The sequence below is a fragment of the Paraburkholderia sp. PAMB 6770 genome, from assembly GCF_057748135.1.
The window spans coordinates 2482536-2494989 of sequence record NZ_CM173238.1; the positions used below are offsets into that span (position 1 = coordinate 2482536).

Below are 12454 nucleotides of genomic sequence, written 5' to 3' on the forward strand. Positions count from 1 at the left end.
GCGCGCCCCGGCCGCTTAGGCTTCCTAAACCCAGCCGAACGCGGCCAGTACCATGTCGATCAGCTTGATGCCGATGAACGGCACGACGATCCCGCCCAGCCCGTAGACCAGCAGATTGCGCCGCAGCAGCACGGCCGCGCCGAGCGGCCGGTACTTGACGCCCTTCAGCGCGAGCGGAATCAGCAGCACGATGATGAGCGCATTGAAGATCACCGCCGACATGATCGCGGAGGCCGGCGTCGCCAGATGCATCACGTTCAGCGCATTGAGCGCGGGATAGGTCGACGCGAACGCCGCCGGAATGATCGCGAAGTACTTCGCGACGTCATTGGCGATCGAGAAGGTCGTCAACGAGCCGCGCGTCATCAGCATCTGCTTGCCGATCTCGACGATCTCGATCAGCTTGGTCGGATTCGAATCGAGGTCGACCATGTTGCCGGCCTCCTTCGCGGCCTGCGTGCCGGTGTTCATCGCGACCGCGACGTCGGCCTGCGCGAGCGCGGGCGCGTCGTTGGTGCCGTCGCCGGTCATCGCGACGAGCCGCCCTTCGGCCTGGTGCGCGCGGATCGTCGTGAGCTTCGCTTCCGGGGTCGCTTCGGCGAGGAAGTCGTCGACCCCCGCTTCGGCGGCGATCGCGGCGGCGGTCAGGCGGTTGTCGCCGGTCACCATCACGGTCTTGATGCCCATCTTGCGCAGTTCGGCGAAACGCTCCTTGATGCCGCCCTTCACGATGTCCTTCAACTCGATCACGCCGAGCACGCGCGCGGCGCCCTGCTCGCCCTTTTCGGCGACCACGAGCGGCGTGCTGCCGCGCCGCGCGACCTCGGTCACGGCGCTCGTCACCTCAGCCGGAAAGCGCCCGCCGTGCGCCTCCACGTAGTGCTTCACCGCGTCGGCCGCGCCCTTGCGGATCTCGCGGCCCGGCCCGCCGGACGCACTTCCGGTGGGCGCAAGATCGACGCCGCTCATGCGCGTTTGCGCGGAGAACGCGAGAAACACCGCATGCAGCGACGCCATGTCGCGCGCGCGGATGTTGAAGCGCTGCTTCGCGAGCACGACGATGCTGCGCCCCTCGGGCGTCTCGTCGGCGAGCGACGACAGTTGCGCGGCATCGGCAAGCGCTTCCTCGCTGACGCCCGGCGCCGGCACGAAGGCCGACGCCTGACGGTTGCCGAGCGTGATGGTGCCGGTCTTGTCGAGCAGCAGCACGTCGACGTCGCCGGCGGCTTCGACCGCGCGCCCCGAGGTTGCGATCACGTTGGCCTGCATCATCCGGCTCATGCCGGCCACGCCGATCGCGGACAGCAGGCCGCCGATCGTGGTCGGAATCAGGCACACGAGCAGCGCGACGAGCGCGGTGATCGTCACCACATGGCCGGCCTTCGCGGCCTCGACCGAGAAGATCGAGAACGGCAGCAGCGTCGCGGTCGCGAGCAGCATCACGATCGTGAGCGCCACCAGCAGGATCGTCAGCGCAATCTCGTTCGGGGTCTTCTGCCGCTTCGCGCCTTCGACCATCGCGATCATGCGGTCGAGAAACGCCTCGCCCGGATTGGCGGTCACGCGCACGACGATCCAGTCCGACAGCACGCGCGTGCCGCCGGTCACCGACGAGAAGTCGCCGCCCGACTCGCGGATCACCGGCGCCGATTCGCCGGTGATCGCCGACTCGTCGACCGACGCGACGCCTTCGATCACCTCGCCGTCCGCCGGGATCACGTCGCCGGTCTCGACCAGCACGACGTCGCCGCGGCGCAGATCGGATGCGGTCATGATGCGGATCGGCGCCTTCGGATGCGGCTCGTTCAGCTTCTTGGCCATCACGTCTTTTTTCGCGCTGCGCAGCGACGCCGCCTGGGCCTTCGAGCGGCCCTCGGCCAGCGCCTCCGCGAAGTTCGCGAACAGCACGGTGAACCACAGCCACAGCGTCACCGCGAGGATGAACCCCGCGGGCGCCTCGGCCTCGCCGGCCAGCGCGGCGATCCAGAGGACCGTGGTCAGGATGCTGCCGACGTACACGCAGAACATCACCGGGTTGCGGAACTGCGTGCGCGGCGTCAGCTTGCGGAACGACTCCACGATCGCCGGGCGCAACAGCACCGGATCGAACATGGATCGGGTTGCATTGTGTTCAGTCATTGAATCCTCTTGTTCCCGAATGGTCCGCTTCAGTGGCTGCCGAGCATCATCAGCTGCTCGACGCCGGGACCGAGCGCGAGCGCCGGCACATAGGTCAGCGCACCGACCAGCAGCACGGTGCCGAGCAGCAGCACGACGAACAGCGGACCGTGCGTCGGCAGCGTGCCGCCCGTCACCGCGATGCGCTTTTTCGCCGCGAGCGAACCGGCGATCGCCAGCACCGGCACGATCGTGCCGAAGCGGCCGAACCACATGGCGATCGCCGTGAGCCAGTTGTAGAACGGCGTATTCACCGAGAGCCCCGCGAACGCGCTGCCGTTGTTGTTCGCCGCCGAGCTGAACGCGTACAGGATCTCCGAGAAGCCGTGCGCGCCGGGGTTCGCGATCCCCGCGCGGCCCGCGTCGCACAGCACCGCGATCGACGTGCCGACCAGCACCAGCAGCGGCGTGAGCAGCACGACGATCGACACCATCTTCATCTCGTACGACTCGATCTTCTTGCCGACATATTCAGGTGTGCGACCGATCATCAGACCCGCGACGAACACCGCGAGGAGCGCGAACACGAGCATCCCGTACATCCCGGAGCCGACGCCGCCGAAGATCACCTCGCCGAGCTGGATCAGCAGCATCGGATACAGGCCGCCGAGCGGCGTGAGCGAATCGTGCATCGCATCGACCGCGCCGCACGACGCGGCGGTGGTCGCCACCGTGAAGATGCCGGTCTGCGCGATGCCGAAGCGCGTTTCCTTGCCCTCCATGTTGCCGCCCGCCTGCAGCGCGCTCGCCGACTGGTCGACGTGCAGTGCCGTGAGCGCCGGGTTGCCGCGCTGCTCCGCGCTGATCTCGCCGGCCACGCAGGCGGCGAACGCGATCGTCATCACCGCGAGCACCGCGATGCCCTGCCTGCGATCGCCGATCATGCGGCCGAACACGAGACACAGCGCCGCCGGAATCACCAGGATCGCGAGCGTCTGGATGAAGTTGCTGAACGGCGTCGGGTTTTCGAACGGATGCGCGGAGTTCGCATTGAAGAAGCCGCCGCCGTTGGTGCCGAGCATCTTGATCGCTTCCTGCGAGGCCACCGGGCCCATCGCGATGGTCTGCGTGCTCACGCGGGTCGGCACGGTCTCGGGATTGCCCTGCGCATCCTTCACCGGATTGCCTTGCGCATCGACCTTCGGCGCCGCGTACGTGGTGGTTTGCAGCGTCGGCACGTCCTGATACGCGCGGAAGTTCTGGATCACGCCCTGGCTCATCAGCAGCGCGGCGATCAGCGCGGCCATCGGCACCAGCACGTAGAGCGTCACGCGCGTGATGTCGACCCAGAAATTGCCGATGGTCTGCGCCGAATGCCGCGCGAAGCCGCGAATCAGCGCGATCACGACCACGATGCCGGTCGCCGCCGACAGGAAGTTCTGCACGGTGAAGCCGAGCATCTGCGCGAGATAGCCGACCGTCTGCTCCGGCGTGTAATCCTGCCAGTTGGTGTTCGTGACGAAGCTCACCGCGGTGTTGAACGCGCTGTCCACCGACATCGCGCCGAACTGCTGCGGGTTGCCCGGCAGCCAGCCCTGCACGCGCAGGAGCCCGTAGACGGCGAGCGCGCCGAGCGCGTTCAGCGCGATCGTCGCGATCGCGTATTGCTTCCAGCCCATCTCGGCCGCCGCGTCCACGCCGGCCACGCGAAACAGCGCGCGCTCGAGCGGGGCGAACACGCGCACGACGCGCGCGCTGCCGTCCATCACACGGGTCAGATAGCGCGCCACCGGCACGGCTGCGGCAAGCAGCACGACCAGATAGAGTACGGACTGAAGCACATCGTTCGCAGTCATTCGATGTCCTCCGCGCGCAGCAGCGCATAGACCAGGTACGCGAACAGCAGCGCCGTCGCCGCCCCCGATAGCCACATGATCCAGCTCATGACCGCTCCCCCTGTCCGCGCCGGAACTGCATGAGCTTCTCGCAGCCGGCAATCAGCGCAAAGGTCAGCGCTGCGAACAGCACGATTCCCCCGACGTACAGCACATCCATTTCGTGTTCTCCCTTCACGGACTTTGGATGGCTGCAACGTTATGCCGATCGGCGTAAAGGCCTGGTCAAAGATCGGGGAGCGGGTGTAAAAAGCGCGTAAACGCCGTGCCGCGAAATACCGCGAAATGCGGGGAAACGCGCCGCCGCGCGCGCGCCGGCCCGGCGGAGCAAGGTGGAACGACAGGGAGCGGGAACAGCAAGACGCGGCGCGGCACACGCCGCGCGCGATTTTTGACGGTTTCGCTGCGCGGCTTCGACGCGCTTGCGAGCAAGCCAGCCAGCCGGTCACGACACCGGTCAGCGAACCGTCATGCGGCCCGGGGGCGCGGCCCGTTCAGGGCGGGCGAGACCCGTTCAGGGCAGCAGGATCGTCGAGCCGGTCGTGCGGCGGCCTTCGAGGTCCGCGTGCGCGCGCGCCACCTCGGCGAGCGGATAGCGCTGGTTCACGCTTGCCCTGACCTTGCCCGAGAGCAGCACGTCGAACAGTTCGGCGGCCATCGCCTCGTAGTCGCTGCGCTTCGCAATGTACGTGAACAGCGTCGGACGCGTGAAGAACAACGAGCCGCGTCCCGCGAGTTCCGACGAATCGATCGGCGGCAGCGGGCCGGACGCGTTGCCGTAGCTCACGAACAGGCCGAGTGGCGCGAGACAGTCGAGCGACGCGGCGTACGTGTCCTTGCCGATCGAATCGTAGACGACGGGTACGCCTGCGCCATCCGTGATTTCGCGCACGCGCTTCGTGAAGTTCTCGCGCGTGTAGACGATCGTGTGATCGCAGCCGTGGGTCTTCGCGAGTTCCGCCTTCGCGTCGGAGCCGACCGTGCCGATCACCGTGGCGCCAAGCGTCTTCGCCCACTGGCACAGCAGGAGGCCGACCCCGCCCGCCGCCGCCTGGATCAGCACGGTATCGCCGGGCTTGACCCGGTAGGTGCGGCGCAGCAGGTACTGCGCGGTCAGCCCCTGGAGCATGACCGAGGCGGCCTGTTCATCCGTGAGCGCATCCGGCAGCCGGATCACCTGGTCGGCACGCAGCACGCGCTCCTGGGCATACGCGCCGGGCGGCCGCGCGACGTACGCGACGCGGTCGCCCGGCGCGAGCGTGCTCACGCCAGGCCCGACCGCGCTCACCTCGCCCGCCGCCTCCATGCCGAGCCCGGCGGGCAGCGGCAGCGGATACAGGCCGGTGCGGAAATACACGTCGATGTAATTCAGGCCCACCACGTGCTGCCTGAGGCGGATCTCGCCTTCGCCGGGTTCGCCGACCTCGACGTCGACCCACTTCATCACGTCGGGGCCGCCGGGTTTGTCGAAACGGATTGCCTTGACCATCATGTCTCCTCGTGGGTCGATGACGCGCGCGGCGCGCGCCGGTGCTGCGCCCGTGGCGCCCGCGTTACATCTGCCCGGCGAGCCGCGCCGTCAGCACGTCGAGAATCATCCGCGCGGTCGAGATGTTCGTCGCGCACGGCACGTTGTGCACGTCGCATGCGCGCACGAGCGCGTTGATGTCGGGCTCGTGCGGCTGCGGCGTCATCGGGTCGCGCAGGAAGATCACCATGTCGACGTTGCCCTGCGCCAGTTGCGCGCCGATCTGCAGGTCGCCGCCGTGCGGCCCCGACAGCATCCGCTCGACGGTGAGCCCGTGCGCGTCGCTGATGCGCGCGCCGGTCGTGCCGGTCGCGACGAGCGCGCACTGCCTGAGCGTGTCGGCATACTCGCCGGCAAGGCGGACGATGTCGTCCTTCTTGTGATCGTGCGCGATCAGTGCAATGCGGGTGCTCATGAAGTCGCTCTCCTGAAATGTCGTCATTGATCCCTACCCTCGTGCGCGCGGCCGGCGGTGCGCGCCGGCGCGGCCCGTGCGACTGTACCGGCTCAGAACGTCCCCGGATAGGCCCCGCCGTCGAGCAGCCAGTTTTGTCCGGTGATATAGCCCGCGTGCACGCTGCACAGGAACGCACACGCACGGCCGAACTCGTCGCGGTTGCCGAAGCGGCCCGCCGGGATCGTCGCCATGCGCTGCCGGCGCGCGTCCTCGACGCTGATATTGTGCGCCTTCGCCTGCGCCTCGATGGTGGTAGCGATCCGGTCGGTGTCGAAGATGCCGGGCAGCAGGTTGTTGATCGTGACGCCGTCGCGCGCGACCTTGCGCGCGACGCCGGCGACGAAGCCGGTCAACCCCGAGCGCGCGCCGTTGGACAGCCCGAGCACGTCGATCGGCGCCTTCACCGACGAACTCGTGATGTTGACGATGCGCCCGAAGCCGCGCGCGCGCATGCCGTCGATCGTCGCGCGCATCAGCTCGATCGGCGTCAGCATGTTGGCTTCGAGCGCGCGGATCCAGTCGTCGTACGTGAACGCGCGAAAATCGCCCGGCGGCGGCCCGCCCGCGTTGTTCACGAGGATGTCCGGCTGCGGACACGCCGCGAGCGCGGCCGCGCGCCCCTCGGGCGTCGTGATGTCGCAGGCCACGGCCGTCACGTCGACGCCGCTCGCCGCGCGAATCGCGGCGGCCGTCGCGTCGAGCGTGGCGGCGGTGCGCGCGACGATCACCAGATTCACGCCCTCGGCGGCGAGCGCCTCGGCGCAGCCGCGTCCGAGCCCCTTGCTCGCCGCGCATACCAGCGCGGTGCGGCCCGCGATTCCCATATCCATGTCGCGCTTCCTCCGTGCGTTGAGCGTTTCGCCGCTGCAGCCGGGCTGCGCGCGGCGCCTCCCCGGATTCTAGAAGAATCGGGGCCCGACTGCCGGCGCGCCCGCGGCCGGCGCCGCATGCCTGTTGCGGACGTTTTGCCTGTTTTGCCTGTTTTGCCTGTTTTGCCTGTTTTGCCTGTTTTGCGTGTTGCACCCGCTGTACCCGCTGCACCCGCTACGCACGGCGCGGTCGGCGCGCACCGGCAATTTCGCTAAACTGTTAGCCGTGTGGCGCGGCGCGCCCGCCGGGGCCGCGCGTCCCCGGCGGCGCGCTGCCCGTCCCGACGCGCCCCGCCGTCGCCCTTTTTGCCGCTGGCTTGCCGCCCGCGCCCTTGCCGCCATGACCCAGGACAGCCGTTTTCCGAATCTTTTCATCCTCGATCACCCGCTGATCCAGCACAAGCTGTCCCACATGCGCGACCGCGACACGTCGACGCGCACCTTTCGCGACCTGCTGCGCGAAATCACGCTGCTGATGGGCTACGAGATCACCCGCAACCTGCCGATGACGACGCGCCGCGTCGCCACCCCGCTCATCGAGATCGACGCGCCGGTGATCGCCGGCAAGAAGCTCGCGATCGTGCCGGTGCTGCGCGCGGGCGTCGGCATGTCCGACGGGCTGCTCGAGCTGATTCCGTCGGCGCGGGTCGGCCATATCGGCGTCTACCGCGCCGAGGACCACCGTCCGGTCGAATATCTGGTGCGGCTGCCCGATCTCGACGATCGCATCTTCATCCTGTGCGATCCGATGGTCGCGACCGGCTACTCGGCGGTGCACGCGGTCGACGTGCTGAAAAAGCGCGGCGTGGCCGGCGACAGCATCCTGTTCCTCGCGCTGGTGGCCGCCCCCGAGGGCGTGCAGGTGTTCCAGGACGCCCATCCGGACGTGAAGCTCTATGTCGCGTCGCTCGACTCGCATCTGAACGAGCACGCGTATATCGTGCCCGGCCTCGGCGACGCCGGCGACCGGCTGTTCGGCACGAAGAACTAGCGGGGCCCGGACGAAAAACCGGCCGCGCACGCCGCCGCCGCACGCGGTCCCCGGCCGGCGGCATGGTAAAATTGCGCTCCGCTTATCGAGCGGCTCAACTTGCACGATCACCCGGCACTAACCTGGCACTAACCCGGCACTGCGCCAGCACGGCGGCCCGGCCGCGCGCCCCCTGCGAGGCGCCGCGCAGAACGGCCGCGCCAGCAGGCCGCAGGCCGGTCTGTGCCGCCCCCCGCCGCGCCGCGCGCGGCCACGTTCGCCGGGCAATCTTTCAAGCTGGGACCGCTCTGGCATCGAGGCGCGCGATCGCAGGCGCCCGACATCGCAACGACAAATGCACTGTGCGTGCGCCCGGCTGGCGCGCGCGATGGAGAAAAGTATGGCGGGTCATTCGAAATGGGCCAACATCAAGCATAAGAAGGCCGCGGCCGATGCCAAAAAGGGCAAGGTCTGGACGCGGCTCATCAAGGAAATCCAGGTGGCCGCGCGTCTCGGCGGCGGCGAGATCGATTCGAACCCGCGCCTGCGGCTCGCCGTCGACAAGGCGTACGACGCCAACATGCCGAAGGACAACATCAACCGCGCGATCCAGCGCGGCGTGGGCGGCGTCGACGGTGCGACCTACGAGGAAATCCGCTACGAAGGCTATGGCATCGGCGGCGCGGCGATCATCGTCGACACGATGACGGACAACCGCACCCGCACGGTCGCCGAAGTGCGCCACGCGTTCTCGAAGTTCGGCGGCAACATGGGCACCGACGGCTCGGTGTCGTTCATGTTCGATCACGTCGGCCAGTTCCTGTTCGCGCCGGGCACGCCCGAGGACAAGCTGATGGAAGCCGCGCTCGAAGCCGGCGCCGACGACGTCGTGACGAACGACGACGGCAGCATCGAAGTGCTGTGCCCGCCGAACGATTTCCCGAAGGTGAAGTCGGCGCTCGAAGCCGCCGGCTTCAAGGCGGAACTCGCCGAGGTGACGATGAAGCCCCAGACGGAGGTCGAATTCACCGGCGACGACGCGGCGAAAATGCAGAAGCTGCTCGATGCGCTCGAAAACCTCGACGACGTGCAGGAAGTCTATACGAACGCGTCGATCGCCGACGAATGAGCGGGCGCGGCGGCGTGCGGCACGGCGCCCGGGCGCGGCCGCGCGGGCGGGAGGATCACGGCCGGCGCCGCAGCGCCGGACGGTTACGGTTTTTTAGTCTTCGGGGAATCACATGAAGTTACTCGTCGTCGGCTCCGGCGGTCGTGAACACGCGCTGGCCTGGAAGCTCGCGCAGTCGCCGCGGGTGCAGCGCGTCTATGTCGCGCCCGGCAATGGCGGCACGGCGCAGGACGAGCGCCTGCAGAACGTCGCGCTCAGCGACCCGGCCGCGCTCGCCGATTTCGCCGAGCAGGAACAGGTGGCGTTCACGCTCGTCGGGCCGGAAGGGCCGCTCGCCGCGGGCATCGTCAATCTGTTCCGTGCGCGCGGCCTGAAGATTTTCGGGCCGACGAAGGAAGCCGCGCAGCTCGAAAGCTCGAAGGACTTCGCGAAAGCCTTCATGAAGCGCCACAGTATTCCGACCGCGGAGTACGAAACCTTCGCCGACGCCGCCGCCGCGCACGCGTATCTCGACGCGCACGGCGCGCCGATCGTGATCAAGGCCGACGGCCTCGCCGCCGGCAAGGGCGTGGTGGTCGCGCAGACGCTCGACGAAGCGCACGCGGCCGTGGACATGATGCTGTCCGACAACCGCCTCGGCGACGCCGGCGCCCGCGTCGTGATCGAGGAATTCCTCGCCGGCGAGGAAGCGAGCTTCATCGTGATGGTCGACGGCAAGCATGTGCTCGCGCTCGCGTCGAGCCAGGACCACAAGCGGCTGCTCGACGCCGACCAGGGACCGAACACCGGCGGCATGGGAGCCTACTCGCCCGCGCCGATCGTCACGCCGCAGCTGCACGCGCGCGTGATGCGCGAGATCATCCTGCCGACCGTGCGCGGCATGGAAAAAGAAGGCATCCGCTACACCGGCTTCCTGTACGCCGGCCTGATGATCGACGCGCAAGGCAACCCGAAGACGCTCGAATTCAACTGCCGCATGGGCGACCCGGAAACGCAGCCGATCATGGCGCGCCTGAAGGGCGACTTCCCGAGGGTCGTCGAGCAGGCGATCGCCGGCACGCTCGATACGGTCGAACTCGAGTGGGATCGCCGCACCGCGCTCGGCGTCGTGCTTGCCGCGCACAACTATCCGGACAGCCCGCGCAAGGGCGACCTGATCAGCGGCATTCCGGCCGAAACCGCCGACGCGGTCACGTTCCACGCCGGCACCACGCTCGCGGACGGCAAGCTGACCACGTCGGGCGGCCGCGTGCTGTGCGTCGTGGGACTGGCGGATTCGGTGCGCAGCGCGCAGGGTGTCGCATACGAGGCAATCAACCATATCGCGTTCGACGGGATGCAGTATCGGCGCGACATCGGATATCGCGCGATCGGCCGGAAGCACTAGCGCGGCGGCATCGGCCGGCGGCGCGTCCGCCTGCCGGGGTGTGCCCGGGGTGTGCCGGGGTGCGCCTGGTCCATCCGCAGGCGTGTCCGGCGCGCGGAATCGCCTTGGCCTGTCGGACAGGTCGAGCCGGCGCCCCCGGTCGCGCCGGCCGCCCCCCAATCGCGAGCGGGCCGCCCCCGCGCGCGATGCGCGCGGCGGCAAGCGAACCGGGTAGCGCTACACTACTCACCGTATTCGGGGCGGTAGCGGCTGCGCCCGTCGCACGGCAGACCGCCGGGCGCCGCGTGCGGCCCGAGCGGTCCGCCACACGCCCATCGCGCCAGCGGCCGCTGGCCCGGCGCTGCCCTGCCGGGCACTTTTGACGCATACCCCCGCGGCACCCGCTGTGCCGCACCGGAGCACCTCGACCGATGACGGATTCGACCTACGACGTACAGACTGTCCGCAGCTGGATGCAGGCCCTGCAGACGCGCATCGCCGATGCGCTCGGCGCCTTCGACGGCACGCCGTTCGGCACCGATGCATGGCAGCGCGCGCCCGGCGAGGCGCTGCGCGGCGGCGGCTGCACGCGGATCCTCGAAGGCGGCCGCTTCTTCGAGCGCGCCGGCATCGGTTTCTCGGACGTCGCCGGCGACGCGCTGCCCGGTTCCGCGAGCGCCGCGCGGCCGCAGCTCGCGGGTCGCGGCTTCGAGGCGATGGGCGTGTCGCTGGTGCTGCACCCGCGCAACCCGTACTGTCCGACCGTGCACATGAACGTGCGGCTGCTGAGCGCGACCCGCGCCGGCGAAGCGCCGGTGTACTGGTTCGGCGGCGGCATGGACCTGACGCCCTACTACGGTTTCGAGGACGACGCGCAGCATTTTCACCGCGTCTGCCGCGACGCGCTCGCGCCGCACGGCGACGCGCTCTATCCGCGCTTCAAGCGCTGGTGCGACGAATACTTCTTCCTGAAGCACCGCAACGAGGCGCGCGGCATCGGCGGCATTTTCTTCGACGACTTCGCCGAGCTCGGCTTTGCCGGATCGTTCGCCATGGTCCAAAGCGTCGGGGATGCCTTCCTCCACGCGTATCTGCCGATCGTCGAGCGGCGCCGCGACACGCCGTACGGCGAGGCCGAGCGCGACTTCCAGGCGTACCGGCGCGGCCGCTACGTCGAGTTCAATCTCGTGTTCGACCGCGGCACGCTGTTCGGACTGCAAAGCGGCGGACGCACCGAGTCGATCCTGCTGTCGATGCCGCCGGTCGTGAACTGGCGCTACAACTGGCAGCCGGCGCCCGGCACGCCGGAGGCGCGCCTCGCCCGCGATTTCCTCGTGCCGCGCGAGTGGGTGTGACGGCGCCGCCGCCGACCATCCCGCCGCCGCAGCCCGCACCGTCACGATAAAGGACCCGCACCTGAAGCCCGCCACTCACCCCGTTGCCCTGCCGCGCCGGATCGGCCTGCTCGGCGGCACGTTCGATCCGATCCACGACGGCCACCTCGCGCTTGCGCGCCGCTTCGCCGACGTCCTGCAGCTCACCGAACTGGTGCTGCTGCCGGCCGGCCAGCCGTGGCAAAAGCCGGACGTCTCGCCCGCGGCCGACCGCCTCGCGATGACCCGCGCGGCCGCCGCCTCGCTCGTGCTGCCGGGCGTGACGGTCAGCGTCGCGACCGACGAGATCGAGCACGAAGGCCCGACCTACACGGTCGAGACGCTGCAGCGCTGGCGCGCGCGCGAAGGCCCGGACACGTCGCTCGCCATGCTGGTCGGCGCGGACCAGTTGGTACGGCTCGACACGTGGCGCGACTGGCGGCGCATTTTCGACTACGCGCATCTGTGCGCATCGACGCGCCCCGGTTTCGACCTCGCGGCGATCCCGCCGGCGCTCGCCGCCGAAATCGCCGCGCGCCGCGCGCGCGCCGACGTGCTGCAAGCCACGTCGCACGGCCATCTGCTGATCGACGCCACGCTCGCCTTCGACGTGTCGGCCACCGAAATCCGCGCCCGGCTGCGCGAGAGCCTCGCGCAGCGCGCGGGCGGCGACGCGCGCGCCGCCGCCAGCCACGTTCCCGCCGCCGTGTGGGACTATATTGTTCAACATCACCTGTATCACCGCTAAC

12 protein-coding genes are annotated in these 12454 nt (G+C 69.1%); 5 read left to right on the forward strand and 7 right to left on the reverse strand.

The features are described 5' to 3' along the window. Nucleotides 1–24: 24 nt before the first annotated feature. The 7 genes from kdpB to AC3AP7_RS11255 form a co-directional block, all read right to left on the reverse strand. A complete protein-coding gene (gene kdpB, locus AC3AP7_RS11225; RefSeq protein ID WP_475763035.1) occupies nucleotides 25–2139 on the reverse strand; it encodes a potassium-transporting ATPase subunit KdpB in 2115 nt (704 codons plus the stop codon). 29 nt (nucleotides 2140–2168) lie between these two features. Beyond that, nucleotides 2169–3974, reverse strand: coding sequence for a potassium-transporting ATPase subunit KdpA (gene kdpA, locus AC3AP7_RS11230; protein WP_475763033.1), 1806 nt, complete (start codon nucleotides 3972–3974; stop codon nucleotides 2169–2171). After that, nucleotides 3971–4063, reverse strand: coding sequence for a K(+)-transporting ATPase subunit F (kdpF, locus tag AC3AP7_RS11235; RefSeq protein WP_475763031.1), 93 nt, complete (start codon nucleotides 4061–4063; stop codon nucleotides 3971–3973). Before kdpF ends, kdpA begins: the two co-directional genes overlap by 4 nt. Then, a complete protein-coding gene (locus AC3AP7_RS11240; RefSeq protein WP_475763029.1) occupies nucleotides 4060–4173 on the reverse strand; it encodes a potassium ABC transporter ATPase in 114 nt (37 codons plus the stop codon). Before AC3AP7_RS11240 ends, kdpF begins: the two co-directional genes overlap by 4 nt. Nucleotides 4174–4527: 354 nt before the next feature. Beyond that, nucleotides 4528–5502, reverse strand: a complete 975-nt coding sequence (locus tag AC3AP7_RS11245; RefSeq protein WP_475767972.1) for a quinone oxidoreductase family protein — start codon at nucleotides 5500–5502, stop codon at nucleotides 4528–4530. A 64-nt stretch (nucleotides 5503–5566) separates the two neighbouring features. After that, on the reverse strand, nucleotides 5567–5956 hold the full coding sequence (locus AC3AP7_RS11250) for a methylglyoxal synthase (RefSeq protein ID WP_475763027.1): 390 nt from the start codon (nucleotides 5954–5956) through the stop codon (nucleotides 5567–5569). A 92-nt stretch (nucleotides 5957–6048) separates the two neighbouring features. After that, nucleotides 6049–6828, reverse strand: a complete 780-nt coding sequence (locus tag AC3AP7_RS11255; RefSeq protein ID WP_475763025.1) for an SDR family oxidoreductase — start codon at nucleotides 6826–6828, stop codon at nucleotides 6049–6051. A 379-nt stretch (nucleotides 6829–7207) separates the two neighbouring features. Between AC3AP7_RS11255 and upp the strand changes: the two genes are divergently transcribed. From upp to AC3AP7_RS11280, 5 genes are all read left to right on the forward strand, one after another. Next, nucleotides 7208–7858 (forward strand): uracil phosphoribosyltransferase, encoded by a 651-nt coding sequence (gene upp, locus AC3AP7_RS11260; RefSeq protein ID WP_475763023.1) that lies wholly within the window; start codon nucleotides 7208–7210, stop codon nucleotides 7856–7858. 379 nt (nucleotides 7859–8237) lie between these two features. Further along, complete coding sequence (locus AC3AP7_RS11265) at nucleotides 8238–8966, forward strand: YebC/PmpR family DNA-binding transcriptional regulator (RefSeq protein WP_475763021.1); 729 nt, start codon at nucleotides 8238–8240, stop codon at nucleotides 8964–8966. Nucleotides 8967–9078: 112 nt separating this feature from the next. Beyond that, the gene (purD, locus tag AC3AP7_RS11270; RefSeq protein WP_475763019.1) at nucleotides 9079–10353 is read left to right on the forward strand and encodes a phosphoribosylamine--glycine ligase; all 1275 of its coding nucleotides are present in this window, start codon (nucleotides 9079–9081) and stop codon (nucleotides 10351–10353) included. A 410-nt stretch (nucleotides 10354–10763) separates the two neighbouring features. Then, complete coding sequence (hemF, locus tag AC3AP7_RS11275) at nucleotides 10764–11687, forward strand: oxygen-dependent coproporphyrinogen oxidase (RefSeq protein ID WP_475763017.1); 924 nt, start codon at nucleotides 10764–10766, stop codon at nucleotides 11685–11687. 46 nt (nucleotides 11688–11733) lie between these two features. Continuing rightward, nucleotides 11734–12453 (forward strand): nicotinate-nucleotide adenylyltransferase, encoded by a 720-nt coding sequence (locus AC3AP7_RS11280; protein ID WP_475767970.1) that lies wholly within the window; start codon nucleotides 11734–11736, stop codon nucleotides 12451–12453. Nucleotide 12454: the final 1 nt, after the last annotated feature.